Below are 14,796 nucleotides of genomic sequence, written 5' to 3'. Positions count from 1 at the left end.
GTTATATTTGGACAACCTAAGCGCAGCAGGATGCAGAGCTAAATTAAGTCAAATCGTCAGTAGCGGCTGCTGCATAGAAGCGTGGGAAGTGAAGAATACTATGGTTAGATTTCAAGTTCCCACCAAATCCCGATTAAGCATACAACGTTTCATGCTCGTGTCGTATCTAATTCGAAAGCGGAAAGTGAGGCATCTAGAGGTATGAAAGCAACTGGAATTGTCCGTCGGATAGATGATTTAGGGAGAGTTGTAATCCCCAAGGAAATACGACGCACCCTGCGCATTCGCGAAGGTGACCCTTTGGAAATTTTCGTGGATCGCGATGGCGAAGTGATTCTGAAAAAGTATTCCCCGATTGGTGAGCTCGGTGATTTTGCGAAGGAATATGCCGAATCGTTGTTTGAAAGCACGAATCATGTTGCGCTGATTTCAGATCGTGACAACATCATTGCGATGGCTGGCGGCTCGAAGAAAGATTATTTGGAGAAATCCGTAGGTGCCCTCATTGAGACCTGCATGGAGAACCGCAAGCCGATGCTGGAGAGCAACAGCGGTCAATTTGAAATTATTAAAGATGCCAATGAAACCTTCACCTCCTTTGTGGCGGCGCCGATTGTCGCAGGCGGGGACCCGATTGGTGCAGTCATCCTGATCTCCAAGGATGAGAATGTGAAGATGGGCAACCTTGAGGTCAAGATGGTAGAGACAGCCGCCGGATTCCTGGCGAAGCAAATGGAACAATGACACCATAAATACATGCGAAGGCTTCCTTACAGAGGTGATGGACTGTAGGTGAAGCTTTTTTTGTTGTTTCGCCAGCCTTGGTGTTCTTAGGGGAATTTCGCTATAATACGGATAGATTGATTCGTTGGCAGAGGAGCGCATTATGGGGGGAACAACCGAGCGGCAATCGCATAAAGAAACAGAGGGCCGAGCTAACCCACGGAGCAAGCTGGTGCAGGGGGCGATGCTGCTGGGCCTTGCGGCTGTCATCTCGAAGTTACTCGGCACCCTGCAAAAGATTCCGCTCCAGAATGTCGCCGGGGATGCGGTGTTTGGTATTTACAACGCGGTGTATCCGCTGTATATTTTAATTCTTTTTGCGGCGACGGCGGGCTTTCCGGTGGCCGTATCCAAGTTCGTCGCGGAGCAGGTCCGCCTCGGCGCGCACCGGGAGGCCCGGCGCATCGTCTATGTGTCGGGGGCTGTCTTAATGTGCGCAGGCGTCCTGCTTTTTCTGGCGCTGTACTTCGGCGCCGAGCAGATTGCGGTGTGGATCGGCATAGGGCAGACGGCATCCGCGATCCGAAGCGTATCGTTCGCCTTGCTCGTATCGCCTGTTCTAGCCGTCTTGCGCGGCTATTTTCAAGGCTATCAGAACATGCTGCCCACCGCGGTGTCGCAGGTGGCGGAGCAGTCCATTCGTGTCATCACGATGGTGGCGCTGCTGCTGTACATGACGGCGCTCGCTTATGATGATGCGCGGATTGCCGCCGGTGCGACGTTCGGCTCCGTCATGGGGGCGGTCGCCGGGCTAATTGTGATGGCGGTGTTTTGGCGGCGGGCGATGCGTGAGGGACAAGAGCCAGGGAGCCCGGCGCAGAAAGAACAATGGCGGAAAGGACAATCGAGTCCGTCAGCTAATACGTCCGCTTGGCAATGGGCCAAGCGCATCGCGCTCTACGCGATTCCGGTGTGCCTCGGCGCGATTGTTGTGCCGCTGCTGAATCTTGTCGACACGTTCACGCTGCCGCGGCTGCTCGAAGCGTCGCTCGGCAGTGAAGGCGAAGCGATGCGGGCCTACGGGCTCTACAACCGCGGGCTGCCGCTCGTGCAGCTTGTCGTCATGGTGGCGTCCTCGATGTCCGCGGCGCTCGTGCCGGCGATTGCCGACGCCAAGGCCAGCGGGCGGGACGACCGTGTCCGCAGCCGCGCCGAAATGGCCGTGCGCGTCGCTTGGCTGGTCGGGCTGGGCGCGTCGTTCGGGCTCGCCTTCGCGGCCGTGCCGATCAACATCATGCTGTACCGCACGCAGGAAGCGAGCTGGACCATGGCCGTGCTCGCGTTCACGGCCTTGTTCTCCACGCTGAACGCCGTCTCGGCCAGCGTGCTGCAGGGCGTCGGCGCGCTTCGCACGCCGACACTGGCCCTGCTCGTTGCCATCGCGCTCAAAGCGCTCGGCAACGTCCTGCTCTTGCCCCGCTGGGGCATCGACGGCGCCGCGCTCAGCGCGGTGGTCGCCTACGCCGCTGCGGCGGGGCTGAATCTGGTGCAGCTGCGCCGCTGCACCGGGGTGCGCTTCGCGCTGCGGCCGTACGCCGTCAGTCCCGCGCTGGGCGTGGGACTGATGGGCGGCTGCCTCGCAGCGCTGCAGCTATTGGCCATGCCCGCGGCTGCGGCATGGCACGTGCCGTTGCGATGGAGCGCGAGCGCCATCGCACTGATAAGCGTAGCCGGCGGCGCGGCCGTCTACGGGCTGGCGCTGCTGCGCAGCGGGAGCGTCTCCCGCGCGGAGCTGCAGGAGACGCCGGAGCTGGCGCGGAAGCTCGCGCCGTTATTGAACAAGTTGAAGCGGTAGGGGACTACCGCGCCTCACAAGCTTCAAATCAAAGGAGGTGCTGCGCAGATGGCAGCAACGAATGCACGGATCACCGTCCTGGGACTCGGGACGGGGGATGAAGACCAGCTGACGCTCGGCGTCTGGAAAAAGCTGCAGGCGGCGGGCGGAACAGGAGCCAAGCTCTTTTTACGCACGAAGGATCATCCGATGGTGGGGATGCTGGACGCGAACAACATCAAGTATGACACCTTTGACAATACGTATGTTCAGCATGCGACATTCGAAGAAGTCTATGAATCTATCGCACTCGAACTGATACGGCTGGCGGTAAGCGAATCCGCGGAAATCCTCTATGCCGTACCGGGACATCCGATGGTCGCCGAGTACACCGTGCAGCTGCTCAAGGAACGCTGCCCGGCACAGGACATCTCGCTCCAAATCATGGGCGGCGAGAGTTTCCTTGATCAAGCGTTTCTGCGCTTCGGCTTCGATCCGATCGAAGGCTTTCAACTGCTTGACGCGACCAGCCTGAGCCGCTACACGCTCAATCCCAAGCTGCACACGGTGATCGGACAGGTATACGACACCTATACGGCGTCGGATCTCAAAATCTCTCTTATGGACGTATACCCCGATGAGTATCGGGTCGTAGTTGGCCATTCCCTCGGCGTTGCCGGGCAGGAGCAGATCATCGAGGTGCCGCTCTATGAACTGGATCATGTCAAAGGCTTCAGCAACCTTTCTCTGGTCTGGGTGCCGGCCAGCACACGGGATGAGGATCACTATCGCAGCTTTGGCCGCCTGCACGAGATTGTCGCCATCCTGCGCAGCCCGGAAGGCTGCCCGTGGGATCGAGAGCAGACCCATGAGAGCCTGCGCAAAAACCTCATCGAGGAAGCCTACGAAGTGCTGGAGACCATCGACGAGGATGATCCGGAGCACATGTGCGAGGAGCTTGGCGATTTGCTGCTGCAAGTGATGCTGCACGCGCAGATGGAAGAGGAGGTCGGCACATTCACGGCCTATGATGTCATTGCGACGCTGAACGAGAAGCTGATTCGCCGTCATCCGCATGTGTTTGGCGAGAACAAAGCGGAGGACGCGGACGAGGCGTTGGTGAACTGGAACGCGATGAAAGCGGAGGAGAAGCGCAAAAAAGGCATCGACGTGACGCAGCAGTCCGTGCTGGACGGCGTGCCGCGTGAGCTGCCGGGGCTGATGAAGGCGCTCAAGCTGCAAAAGAAAGCCGCAGCCGTCGGTTTCGACTGGTCTGCACTGGAAGACGTGCTGGCGAAGCTGGACGAAGAAATTGGCGAACTGCGCCAGGCGATCGCGGCGGAAGGTGAAGGCGCTGCACAGGAGCGGGTGAGCGAGCTGGGCGATGTACTATTTTCGCTAGTGAATGTCGCTAGATTCCTGAAAATCGACCCGGAAGAGGCCATTGCCAAGACGAATCTTAAATTTGTGCGAAGATTTTCATATATTGAAGAGCAGCTACGTTTAAGAGGGCAATCTTTTGAGCAGACTGATTTACTAGAGATGGAAACGTACTGGCAGGCTGCAAAAAAAGTTGCGGAATAAGCCGCACCTTAGCAGGATTTTGACGAAAAAAGCAGAATACTAGACTTGGTGCAAGGTAAAATTATGAAAATGTGCAGCCATGTTAGTACATAGAAGAGATGATCTTCGAACATTTTGGGAGGTAAAGAAATCACATGAACAAAACAGACCTGATCAACAACATTGCAGACAAAAGCGGACTTACAAAAAAAGACGTTGAAGTAGTTCTTAACGGTTTCCTTGGCGAAGTAACAGATGCGCTTTCCGCCGGCGATAAAGTACAATTGATCGGTTTCGGTACATTCGAAACGCGCAAACGTTCCGGCCGCACAGGCCGCAACCCGCAAACAGGCAACCCAATCGAAATCGCAGAATCCAACGTTCCTGCTTTCAAAGCGGGCAACAAGCTTAAAGAAGCTGTAAAATAATGCGGATCGATAAGTTTCTCAAAGTATCACGCTTGATTAAGCGCCGCACCGTGGCGAAGGATGTGTCCGATCAAGGACGCGTTTGGATCAACGGCCGCGATGCGAAGGCGAGCACGCAAGTCAAAGTCGGCGATGAGTTGTCGATCCAGTTCGGCCAGAAGAAGGTGACAGTCCGCGTCGAGCTCTTGTCGGAATCAACCCGCAAGGAAGATGCGGCGAAGATGTACACCTTGCTGAAGGAAGAACCGTTTCAAGCAGAGTCGTTGTAACTGTAGAATAGCCCAGGAACCTGAACAGGTTTTTGGGCTTTTTTGTTCTATACTAGGACATCCCCTCATATCGTAGAGATAGATGAAGGAGGGGTACAGGCCATGATCGAACCCGTGAAAAACAACAATAAAAGACAGGAAATCAAGATGCTCAACCGCAGGCTTTTGGAGATCTCCGGCGTTTTGAACGTCGAGAGCTTTGACAGCGAAGAGTTCCTCCTTGCAACGGAAATGGGCCACTTGATGATACGTGGGCAGAATTTGCATATCAAAAACTTGAATCTCGAGCAAGGACTCGTCGCCATTGAAGGAATCGTTCATGAGTTGTCGTATGTGGACGGCAATACCCAGGAGAAATCCAAGGGCTTCCTTGGTAAGTTGTTCAAGTGACGCTGCACACGCAATTCTATACGATTTACATGATGGTCCTGAGCGGCATCTACATCGGAGCCATTTTTGATGTGTTCCGGGTGCTTGCGGGCAAGCTCAGATTGCCGCGCTGGACGATTCCCCTCATTGACGGTTTGTACTGGATTGTGGCGACAATCCTCGTTTTTCGGAATCTGATCGCGAGTAATGACGGACAAGTCCGGATGTTTATTTTTCTCGGCCTCGGCATCGGAATCTGCTTCTACTTTGGGCTGCTGAGCCCTTGGGTCATCCGGCTGACCTTGCTGCTGATCCGGATTGTGATTGCGATTTACCGTTTTCTCAAGAAAACCGTCGAAATCGTCCTCATTAAACCGATTATTGGCTTATATCGTCTAACCGTGATAATTTTAGGCTTTTTGCTCACTGTAGCTATATTCCTGTATAAAATTGTGCTACAATTGCTCTATCCTGTGTGGAGATTATTCTTTTGGATTACGAAGCCTATGCATAAGTATTTGGTGATCCCCGGCTGGTGCACGCGCCTATGGGGCCGAATTGTCTCCCTCTACCGCAGGTTATTCTCGAAATAGGAGGAAGACCTATTCATGCCAGCTCAAGCAACCGTTACGGCCAATCGCGCCCAACGTACAGGTTCAAAGCGAAGACTACGTATTCTCATGATCTTTGTTTTATGCTTTTTATGCTGGGGCATCAACAACATTTGGGGACAGTTTGCCAAGCTGCACGAAAGGAAAGCCGTCGTGGCGGATATGCAGCGCCAGTTAGCCGAAGCGAAGAGAGTCAATGAGACGACGACCAAAGAAATTGCACGTTTGCATAATGACGAGTATCTGGATCAGATCATTCGGCGAGATTTTCACTATAGCAAGTCGGGAGAAACGCCGCTGAGCGCCTCCAAGTCGCAATAAACATGCTTCTTGCAAAACGGGCGAATGCCGTGTTGACCGTGGTTTCTGCATCGGTTATAATCGGCGTAGCCAGTGTTTTCAACATTTTAAGGGAGGAACAGTTTACTTTATGGCAATTGAAGTCGGCACCAAGTTAGAGGGAAGAGTGACGGGGATTACTCACTTTGGAGCATTCGTCGAGCTTGCTGAAGGAGTTACCGGTCTTGTTCACATTTCGGAGATCGCAGACAATTATGTGAAAGACGTTAATGACCATTTAAAGCTGGAAGACAAAGTAACGGTCAAAGTGATTAACGTGGACAAGGATGGCAAGATCGGACTGTCAATCAAGCAAACGATTGATAAGCCAGTTGAGGAAAGACCTGCTCGCCCTGAACGTACAGGTGGCAGCGGCTATCAAGGGCGCCCAAGCGGAGACCGTCCAGGCGGTTACCAAGGCGGCGGACGTCCTATGGGCGGCGGTGGCGGTGGTCGGCCAATGGGTGGCGGCGGTGGTCGCGGCGGCTTTAACAAGCAGCAAAGCGGGCCGAAATCATTTACGTTTGAAGATAAAGTATCTCGTTTCCTCAAAGATAGTGAAGAACGGATTTCGTCCCTGAAGAAGAACACCGAGTCCAAACGCGGTGGTCGTGGCGGAAGACGCGACTAATAGATGCAAGTTAGACCCACATTTGCCTATGGCGGATGTGGGTTTTTATTTGTCCATTAACGGAAAGCTGGCAAGATACTATAACGGTTACCACAGCGCCTACTTGGCTCAAATTGCCTCATTTCAAACTTTAGCGGTTGCGACAGCGCTTATTTGCCTAAATGGCAGCGGAATCCGGCCGATTTCGTCTAAATAGCCGCTGACATAACCGTTAGCCTCAGAATAGTGGCGTTTGGCATCAAATAGGGGCCAGGACAACCGTTAGCGACGACCTGCCTGCACTTGTCCGGGGAGCATGGCCGAGGGGGCTCGGCTGGGGAGGCCGAACGGTTAAGCCGCGCCAAGCGGCTTTTTGTCTATAGGGAATGGGGCTTTCTCGGTCTACCTGACATTTGTGTCGGACGAGCCCCCGCCCCAATCGACACCGTCTTACGGGTATCTCCCGCATGCGCGTGGCGAAAGTTCGAGCGTTTCAGACTTCTGGAAACGTTTTCAATATAAACAACCCAGTCAGGGCGGGGGCTCAGCCCCGTTGACACGACCATCGCGTCTTGTCGGAAAGTTTTTTGAATCTAGCAACTGATTCTGACAAACTTTCTGCTAGATTGTCCCTATACTAGAGAAACAAATCACGGGAGAAATGGAAGGTGTTCGAGAATATGCAAAGACGAAGCATTGGCGTAGTGTTGAGTGACGGTTGGGCAGGCGTGTGGCACAAAGCAAAGGTTGGGGCCGGCAGATCAGCTGTGGAGAATCGCTGGGTACAAGCGTTTGTTGCGAAGAAGTGGACATTCTTACTCATCGTTATGGGCTTTTTGCTGGGTCGGGCTATGATTCTGGAACAACTGTCTCCGTTCGCGCTGGCCTTTATGGCGGTTATCTATTTTACGCGGAAAGATATTCTGCACTGGGTCGGCATCGCCGCTTTCGCCGGTAGCCTGTTGGCGGTGAACGCCCATACCGGCTACTTAGTGACGGAAATGCTCGTCTTCCTCCTCCTCCAAAAGGCGATCGAAAAATTCGAACGATCCGATATCTCGCTCGCACCGCTGCTTGTGTTTGCCTCGACCTTTCTCGTTCAGCTTTTTGCTCAATTGGTCGGGATCAACTTCACGTGGTACTCGCTGATGATGATCACGGTGGAGGCGCTGCTGAGCCTGGTGCTCACGATGATTTTCGTACAGGCGATCCCGGTTTTTACTCTTACCCGCAAAAACTATCATTTGAAACACGAAGAAATTATTTGTCTAATTATCCTCTTAGCCTCCGTGATGACAGGGACCGTAGGCTGGATAGCTGGCCCTGTCACGGTGGAGCATGTACTTTCCCGCTATCTGATCCTCCTATTCGCGCTGGTCGGCGGAGCGCCGTTCGGTGCGTCGGTGGGGGTGATCACGGGTTTGATTCTCAGCCTCGCAAACAGCAATGCTGTCTATCAAATGAGTTTACTGGCTTTTTCCGGGATGCTCGCGGGTCTCCTCAAGGAAGGGAACCGCCTGCTGGTGGCGTTCGGGATGCTGCTGGGGTCGTCGATTCTCTCGTTTTACCTCGGCTCGAGCGCCGACGTCATTCATTCGACTTGGGAGTCGCTCGCCGCCGTCGTACTGTTTCTACTGACCCCGCGCAGTCTCATCGGCATGCTGGCCAAATACGTGCCGGGCACGCAGGAAAATTTGAAATCACAGCAGGACTACGCCAAGCGGGTGCGGGATGTGACCGCAGGCCGCGTGGAACAATTCTCGGAGGTGTTTCGCCAACTGTCCCGCAGTTTCAAGCAATTGACGACGGATGATTCCGTCACGCGAAGAGAGGAGGATGTCGGGCATTTCATGGATGCAGTCGCGAGCAAAGCTTGCGAATCGTGCTGGAAGAAGAGTCAATGCTGGGATCAGCGGTTCTATCAAACCTATACCTACATGACCGACATGATGACCCAAATTGAAGAGAAGGAGACGATGACGAAGAAACAAATCCCTTCGGAGTGGAAGAAGGTGTGTATCCGCACGGAACAGGTGCTCGATGTGATGAAGCAGCAGTACGGCCTTTATAAGAATGATCTTCATTGGAAAAAACAAATCATGGACAGCCGGCACCTCGTCGCCGATCAGCTGTCCGGCGTTTCCCAGGTGATGGAGGACCTGGCGAAAGAAATCAAACGCGAAGGCCAGGAACTGTTCCTTCAAGAAGAGCAAATCCGCAATGCCCTTGAAGAGCTGGGCCTTTCCATTCACAGCATTGATGTCATTTCCTTGGATGAAGGAAATGTGGAAATAGAGATTATTCATCAGTATACGAAAGGATTTGATGAATGCCGCAAAATCATTGCGCCGATGCTGAGCGAAATCATCGGCGAGAACGTCGCCGTCATGCGGGAGGAGATGCACCCGCGCGGCGAAGGCTACAGCACCGTCGTCTTCGGCTCCGCCAAAGAATACGAGGTGGCGACGGGTGTCGCCGGCGCGGCCAAGGGCGGCGACCTTTTCTCGGGCGACAGCTTCTCCACGGTCGAGCTGGGCAATGGCAAGTATGCCGTTGCGCTGAGCGACGGCATGGGCAACGGCGAGCGGGCGAACGCCGAGAGCCAGACCGCCCTGAACATCCTGCAGCAGCTGCTGCAGTCGGGCATGGACGAGAAGCTGGCGATCAAGTCGCTGAACTCGGTCTTGATGCTGCGCTCCTCGGATGAGATGTACGCCACCGTGGACATGGCGCTCATTGATATGTACAACGCCAATACAACATTCATGAAGATTGGCTCGATGCCAAGCTTTATTAAGCGGGGTTCGGAGGTGATCCCGATTACGGCGAACAATTTGCCTGTGGGCATTTTAAATGAAATCGAGGTGGATTTGGTATCGATTCCGCTCCAGCACGGCGATATTCTCGTCATGATGACCGACGGCATCTACGATGCGCCGGGCCATGCCGTGAACAAAGAGCTGTGGATGAAGCGCATGATCCAGGAGATTGACACGACGGCGCCGCAGGATTTTGCGGATTGCTTGCTCGAGCGTATTTTCCGCCATCATCATGGCGAGATTCAGGACGATATGACGGTGGTCGTAGCCCGTGTCGAAAAGCGGCAGCCCGAATGGGCGACCTTCCGTTGGCCGGGGATTACCCGTATGGAGCGTCCGAAGACGGTCAGTTGACGCGTATAGCCGCATCTGCTCATTCGCAGATGCGGCTTTTTCCGTCTTTTGGAAAGTTGCCCGCAGACAAAACGATTTGTCCCACTCAACTTCGTTGCGGGGGGCGAACAGCGGTTACTCCGCGCAAATCTGTTTCTCTAGACCCACTCGAAGTTTGCCTAGTATAATGACACAGAACTTATACTAAAGGTGGGACGGCCCGAATGGAAGCCTTGGAGAAAGGGAAACAGGCGGAATATGGCGCGTGGCTGAGCATTGGTGTGTACATCGGCCTATCGCTGCTGAAGCTGGGGATCGGCTTCTGGGGCAATTCCAAAGCGCTAATGGCGGACGGCCTCAATAATACAACGGATATTATCGCCTCATTGGCTGTCTTGATCGGCCTGAAAATATCGAAGAAACCGGCGGACACGGATCATCGTTACGGGCATTCTCGGGCGGAGACGGTGGCTTCGATGGTTGCGTCTTTTATCATGGTGGCGGTAGGACTGGAAGTGCTGACGAATTCCGTGTTGAAACTGATTCGAGGCGACGTGCAGTCACCGAGCCTGCTCGCAGCGGCTGCCGCTGCCATTGCGGCTTTTATCATGTACGCCGTCTATCGCTACAACCTGCGGCTTGCAGAGAAAACGAACAGCCATGCTCTTAAAGCGGTGGCGGCTGACAATAAATCAGACGCTTGGGTGAGCCTCGGCACAGTGGTCGGCATCGTGATGAGTGTGCTCGGCCTGGCTTGGCTGGACAATGTGACGGCGATTATCGTAGGCGGGATGATTGGCAAGACCGGTTGGGAGATTTTCCGGGAAGCGACGCACATGTTGACCGACGGCTTCGACGAGGAGGAGCTGCGTAAGTACAAGGTGACCATTGCGGCGGTTGACGGCGTGGAAAAGGTGCTCGATATTAAGGGGAGAAGCCATGGTAATCAGATTTTCGTCGACCTCACCATTGCCGTCAGATCAGAGCTGAGCGTCTCCGACAGCCACGACATTACGGAAAACGTAGAGAACGAACTGATCGACAAACATCAGGTTCACCACGTGCATGTGCATATCGAACCGTATGCGTGATTGCCCATCTCTTTTTCGCCGGAATGATTAGACGTCTCTCAAAATGGAAAAACTAGGGGATACATTACTAGAGTGTATCTACTCGTTCGGGAGGCGTAAGGAAGATGATGAAACAAATTTTGCTCATTACGGATGGTTGCTCGAATGTCGGGGTGAGTCCCGTGATTGCTGCGGCGCAGGCGCAGGCGGAAGGCGTAGCCGTAAACGTCATTGGCGTCATCGATCAAGGAGAGCTGGGTGTGCTGGGCTCGGAGGAAATTCGCGAGATTGCGGCAGCGGGCGGCGGCATGAGCCGGATCGTCTCCTCTGATCAACTATCGCAAACCGTACAGATGATGACACGCAAAACTGTATCAACTACGATCCAACAAGCGGTGGGTAAAGAATTGCAGAGCATCCTGGGGATTAAGCAGGTCGAGGAGCTGCCGCCGGACAAGCGGGCTGAGGTCGTGCACGTCATTGACGAGATGAGTGAGACGACGTCGCTGCGCGTAGCGCTGTTAATCGATGCGAGCGCGAGCATGAAGCCGAAGCTGGCTGCGGTGCGCGAAGCGATCCACGATCTGCTGCTGAGCTTGCGGGCGCGGAGCGGGAAGAGCGAACTGGCGGTGTTTCATTTTCCGTCTACGAAACAGCGGGATCAAGAGCTCGAAATGGACCTCGATTGGACGAATCAGCTTGCAAATGTCGACAAGATGTTCTATAAAATAAACATGAAGGGTACGACGCCCACAGGTCCGGCTTTGCAGCAAACGCTGCAGTTCGTGACCGGCAAGCCTATTTCAGGGGCGACGACGGAGGATGGGATGCTGAGTGACTACGTGGTATGAGGAGGCTTTTCGTCCAGGTTCCGAGATTAAGGGAAAATGGCACGGCCACATTTATATCGTAGAGCGGATAATAGGGGCAGGCTCCAACGGCATCGTCGCACTGGTGCGGAAGGGGAGCAGCCGGTTCGCGCTGAAAGCTGGCTATGAGACGGTCGACCATCAATCGGAGATCAACTCGCTGGTGGCGATCACAAGGAAAGACAATTCGTTTCGCAACTACTTGATCGATAACGACGACATGACCGTGAAGGGTAAGGATATTTCCTTTTATGTCATGCGCTATATTGAAGGTCAGACGATCTCGGATTACTTGCAGAAGCGCGGACAGGACTGGATTTACGTCATTGGCACCAATCTGCTCCGCAAGCTGACGGAAATTCATCAGAGCGGCTTTGTTTTCGGCGATTTGAAAGCGGAGAATATGATCGTATCTGGCTATGGTGCAGTGGATTTAATCGATTTCGGCGGCGTAACGCCCAAGGGGCGGGCCATCAAGCAGCTGACGGAAGTGTACGATCGCGGATTTTGGAGCATGGGCGAGCGGGTGGCGGAGGAAAGCTACGATCTGTTTTCATTTGCCATTCTATTGTTAAAATCATTGGATCACCGCAACCGCTTCGCCGGCTTTACCAAAATGCTGCCGCAAAATCGCGAGCTGGACCAGCTCACCGCGATCATGCGGGAGAACAAGCTGGCGCAGCAGCTCTCGCCATTTCTGCTCAAAGCGCTGCGCGGCGAATTCGCCTCCTCGGCGGAGGCGCTGCGGATGTGGCAGCGCCTCGTGTCCGGCCGGAAAGCGTCCGCGCCGAAACTCAAAATGCCGTGGCTCAAAATTTGCTTTGCCGCGTCGGTATTTCTTTTTGCCTTCACGGTGTATATGATGTACGGATAGAAAGGAAGCACGCATGGACAACGATGTACTCGCCTTGGTAGAAAGGCGAATTCGCGAAGAGCATCTCGCCGGAACAGGAGATGTGGTAGTGGTGGCGGTATCAGGAGGGTCTGATTCCGTCGCGCTGCTGCATGTCCTGTTTCGTCTTGCTAGGACATTCAGTTGGCGGCTTGTCGTCGCCCACGTGAACCATCTGTTCCGCGGCGCGGAGTCCGACGCCGAGGCTGACTTTGTTGCCGGGCTGGCGGCGAGCCTCGGGCTGCCGTGCGAGATCGGCGTCATCGACGTGCCGGCCTATATAGAGGAAGCTTCGCTGAATGCCCAGGCGGCTGCGCGGGAGAAAAGATACGCGTTCCTGCACGACGTCGCTGACCGTTACGGCGCCAAGCGCATTGCGCTGGCCCATCACGCCGACGATCAGGCGGAGACCGTGCTGATGCGCGTGCTGCGGGGAACCGGACCGTCCGGGCTTGCCGGGATGCCGGAGCGCAGGCGCGAAAAAAAAGTGGAACTCATTCGTCCTTTTTTACGTATATACAAGTCAGACATCATGAACTACTGCAAAGTGCAGGCTATTTCTTATTGTGAGGACAGCTCGAATGCCTCGCTCAAATATACTCGCAATCAGGTTCGGCTTGAGCTGCTGCCGAAACTGACAGCTTATAATGAGCAGCTGCCTCAGGCCTTGAACCGATTGGCTGACATGATGCAGGCGGAGGACGATTACATGGCGTCCGAAACCGAGCGGGTGTTCAGGCAGATCGCAGCGTTCGAGGCAGGCCGCTACCGCATCGAGAGGCGTGACTTCACCCCTCTGCACGTTGCTTTACAAAGGCGTTTGATTAAATTAATATTAAACTGTCTTTGCGCGGATAGGCAGCAACTGGCATATATGCTGGTTGAGCGGGTTCGGGAGATGATCCTGAAGGACCCCGTTTCAAATCAAGTGCTTCAGGTGGATGAAGAGGTTTATATTGTGAGAGAATATGGATCGATTCACTTTCAAGCTTACGCACCTGAGCCGAGACCCTATGCGTATGCGATTCCGAGAGAGACAAGCGAGGTTAGCCTGCCGGAGCTGAATGGCAAGCTGGTACTGAGCTGGATGTCCGCGGAAGCGTACAAGATAGCGGTTCCCGAGCCGTCCGATATGGACGTGTTTCTGGATGGGGACGGGCTGATTTGGCCGCTGCAGCTGCGCAGCCGCGAGCACGGCGACCGAATGGAACCTTTTGGTTTAAACGGCTCCAAAAAGGTGAAGGATATGTTCATTGATGCCAAAATGCCGTCAACCCGAAGAGACCGAATACCGCTGCTGGTTGACGATTCCGGACATATACTCTGGATTGCCGGGTTTCGCAGATCCCGCCGCGCGCTTGTTGAGGCGCATACGGAGCGGGTGCTGCATGTGAGACTGGCGCTGCAGGAACCCTTGTAAGTTTGGCTTCGTTCGAATGTAAATTTATAAGGATTCATAATATTAACTAGGGGGTTCATCCTTGTACAACGACATTCAAGATGTTCTTTACAGCGAAGAACAAATTCAAGGCAAAATCAAAGAGCTGGGTGAGAAGCTGTCCGCCGACTATGAAGGCAAGAATCCGTTGGTTATTTGCGTGCTGAAAGGCGCCTTTATCTTCATGGCCGACCTCGTCAAGCAAATACGTGTGCCGCTGGAAATCGACTTTATGGCGGTATCGAGTTATGGACAGTCGACCAAATCGTCCGGTGTTGTGAAGATTATCAAAGATCTTGATGTGCCTGTAGAAGGACGTCATATTCTGATCGTCGAAGATATTATCGACAGCGGTCTTACGCTGAGCTATCTCATAGATGTGCTTGAACGTCGCAATGCGAAGACGATTTCTGTGGTGGCCTTGTTCAATAAACCGGCTAGAAGAACGGTCGAGCTTGAGCCGGATTACGAAGGCTATGAGCTTCCGGACGAATTTGTCGTCGGGTATGGGCTGGATTATGCAGAGAAATATCGGAACCTTCCATTTATCGGCATCTTAAAACCTGAAGTCTACAGCAGCTAACGCTATATCCCATTTGGTGCATCGCTTCTGCAAAGTTGTAGCGCTT

The 14,796-nt window shown here is 54.0% G+C and carries 15 protein-coding genes; all 15 read left to right on the top strand.

Features of this window, described 5'->3' with window-relative positions; all coding sequences use genetic code 11:
* The first annotated feature begins 201 nt into the window (after nucleotides 1-201).
* Nucleotides 202-744, top strand: coding sequence for a stage V sporulation protein T (gene spoVT, locus ABE504_RS04425; protein WP_430085068.1), 543 nt, complete (start codon nucleotides 202-204; stop codon nucleotides 742-744).
* A gap of 142 nt (nucleotides 745-886) precedes the next feature.
* Nucleotides 887-2,578 carry a putative polysaccharide biosynthesis protein gene (locus ABE504_RS04420; protein WP_430085065.1) on the top strand — a complete coding sequence of 564 codons (1,692 nt, stop codon included), beginning with the start codon at nucleotides 887-889 and terminating at the stop codon, nucleotides 2,576-2,578.
* 48 nt (nucleotides 2,579-2,626) lie between these two features.
* The gene (mazG, locus tag ABE504_RS04415; RefSeq protein WP_430085062.1) at nucleotides 2,627-4,141 is read left to right on the top strand and encodes a nucleoside triphosphate pyrophosphohydrolase; all 1,515 of its coding nucleotides are present in this window, start codon (nucleotides 2,627-2,629) and stop codon (nucleotides 4,139-4,141) included.
* A 134-nt stretch (nucleotides 4,142-4,275) separates the two neighbouring features.
* Nucleotides 4,276-4,548 (top strand): HU family DNA-binding protein, encoded by a 273-nt coding sequence (locus ABE504_RS04410; protein ID WP_430085059.1) that lies wholly within the window; start codon nucleotides 4,276-4,278, stop codon nucleotides 4,546-4,548.
* Nucleotides 4,548-4,817 (top strand): RNA-binding S4 domain-containing protein, encoded by a 270-nt coding sequence (locus ABE504_RS04405; protein WP_126142848.1) that lies wholly within the window; start codon nucleotides 4,548-4,550, stop codon nucleotides 4,815-4,817. Before ABE504_RS04410 ends, ABE504_RS04405 begins: the two co-directional genes overlap by 1 nt.
* A 102-nt stretch (nucleotides 4,818-4,919) precedes the next feature.
* Complete coding sequence (gene yabP, locus ABE504_RS04400; RefSeq protein WP_126142847.1) at nucleotides 4,920-5,207, top strand: sporulation protein YabP; 288 nt, start codon at nucleotides 4,920-4,922, stop codon at nucleotides 5,205-5,207.
* Nucleotides 5,204-5,779 carry a spore cortex biosynthesis protein YabQ gene (yabQ, locus tag ABE504_RS04395; RefSeq protein WP_430085056.1) on the top strand — a complete coding sequence of 192 codons (576 nt, stop codon included), beginning with the start codon at nucleotides 5,204-5,206 and terminating at the stop codon, nucleotides 5,777-5,779. Before yabP ends, yabQ begins: the two co-directional genes overlap by 4 nt.
* 15 nt (nucleotides 5,780-5,794) lie before the next feature.
* Nucleotides 5,795-6,118, top strand: a complete 324-nt coding sequence (locus ABE504_RS04390) for an FtsB family cell division protein (protein WP_430085053.1) — start codon at nucleotides 5,795-5,797, stop codon at nucleotides 6,116-6,118.
* A gap of 109 nt (nucleotides 6,119-6,227) precedes the next feature.
* On the top strand, nucleotides 6,228-6,767 hold the full coding sequence (locus ABE504_RS04385; protein ID WP_430074997.1) for a S1 domain-containing RNA-binding protein: 540 nt from the start codon (nucleotides 6,228-6,230) through the stop codon (nucleotides 6,765-6,767).
* A gap of 659 nt (nucleotides 6,768-7,426) precedes the next feature.
* Entirely contained in the window at nucleotides 7,427-9,919 is a 2,493-nt protein-coding gene (gene spoIIE, locus ABE504_RS04380; protein WP_430085050.1) for a stage II sporulation protein E, read from the top strand.
* Nucleotides 9,920-10,122: 203 nt separating this feature from the next.
* Entirely contained in the window at nucleotides 10,123-10,989 is an 867-nt protein-coding gene (locus ABE504_RS04375) for a cation diffusion facilitator family transporter (RefSeq protein ID WP_430085047.1), read from the top strand.
* A gap of 107 nt (nucleotides 10,990-11,096) precedes the next feature.
* Nucleotides 11,097-11,819, top strand: coding sequence for a hypothetical protein (locus ABE504_RS04370; protein WP_430085134.1), 723 nt, complete (start codon nucleotides 11,097-11,099; stop codon nucleotides 11,817-11,819).
* Nucleotides 11,803-12,711, top strand: a complete 909-nt coding sequence (locus ABE504_RS04365; RefSeq protein ID WP_430085045.1) for a protein kinase domain-containing protein — start codon at nucleotides 11,803-11,805, stop codon at nucleotides 12,709-12,711. The genes ABE504_RS04370 and ABE504_RS04365 overlap by 17 nt, the downstream gene beginning before the upstream one ends.
* A gap of 13 nt (nucleotides 12,712-12,724) precedes the next feature.
* Nucleotides 12,725-14,149, top strand: coding sequence for a tRNA lysidine(34) synthetase TilS (gene tilS, locus ABE504_RS04360; protein ID WP_430085041.1), 1,425 nt, complete (start codon nucleotides 12,725-12,727; stop codon nucleotides 14,147-14,149).
* A gap of 61 nt (nucleotides 14,150-14,210) precedes the next feature.
* On the top strand, nucleotides 14,211-14,750 hold the full coding sequence (gene hpt / locus ABE504_RS04355) for a hypoxanthine phosphoribosyltransferase (protein ID WP_430085039.1): 540 nt from the start codon (nucleotides 14,211-14,213) through the stop codon (nucleotides 14,748-14,750).
* The last annotated feature ends 46 nt before the right edge of the window (nucleotides 14,751-14,796 follow it).

This window comes from Paenibacillus oryzisoli (genome assembly GCF_050467285.1).
Lineage (GTDB): Bacteria > Bacillota > Bacilli > Paenibacillales > NBRC-103111 > Paenibacillus_E > Paenibacillus_E oryzisoli_A.
Note: the sequence above shows the minus strand (reverse complement) of the source record. Positions and strands in the feature narration are given on the sequence as shown.

Excerpts from the sequence above, each read along its gene's own strand:
- yabP (WP_126142847.1), top strand. The coding sequence starts at position 4,920 with ATGATCGAACCCGTGAAAAACAACAATAAAAGACAGGAAATCAAGATG.
- mazG (WP_430085062.1), top strand. The coding sequence starts at position 2,627 with ATGGCAGCAACGAATGCACGGATCACCGTCCTGGGACTCGGGACGGGG.
- ABE504_RS04405 (WP_126142848.1), top strand. The coding sequence starts at position 4,548 with ATGCGGATCGATAAGTTTCTCAAAGTATCACGCTTGATTAAGCGCCGC.
- spoIIE (WP_430085050.1), top strand. The coding sequence starts at position 7,427 with ATGCAAAGACGAAGCATTGGCGTAGTGTTGAGTGACGGTTGGGCAGGC.
- ABE504_RS04420 (WP_430085065.1), top strand. The coding sequence starts at position 887 with ATGGGGGGAACAACCGAGCGGCAATCGCATAAAGAAACAGAGGGCCGA.
- ABE504_RS04410 (WP_430085059.1), top strand. The coding sequence starts at position 4,276 with ATGAACAAAACAGACCTGATCAACAACATTGCAGACAAAAGCGGACTT.
- ABE504_RS04370 (WP_430085134.1), top strand. The coding sequence starts at position 11,097 with ATGAAACAAATTTTGCTCATTACGGATGGTTGCTCGAATGTCGGGGTG.
- ABE504_RS04385 (WP_430074997.1), top strand. The coding sequence starts at position 6,228 with ATGGCAATTGAAGTCGGCACCAAGTTAGAGGGAAGAGTGACGGGGATT.
- spoVT (WP_430085068.1), top strand. The coding sequence starts at position 202 with ATGAAAGCAACTGGAATTGTCCGTCGGATAGATGATTTAGGGAGAGTT.
- ABE504_RS04375 (WP_430085047.1), top strand. The coding sequence starts at position 10,123 with ATGGAAGCCTTGGAGAAAGGGAAACAGGCGGAATATGGCGCGTGGCTG.
- tilS (WP_430085041.1), top strand. The coding sequence starts at position 12,725 with ATGGACAACGATGTACTCGCCTTGGTAGAAAGGCGAATTCGCGAAGAG.
- ABE504_RS04390 (WP_430085053.1), top strand. The coding sequence starts at position 5,795 with ATGCCAGCTCAAGCAACCGTTACGGCCAATCGCGCCCAACGTACAGGT.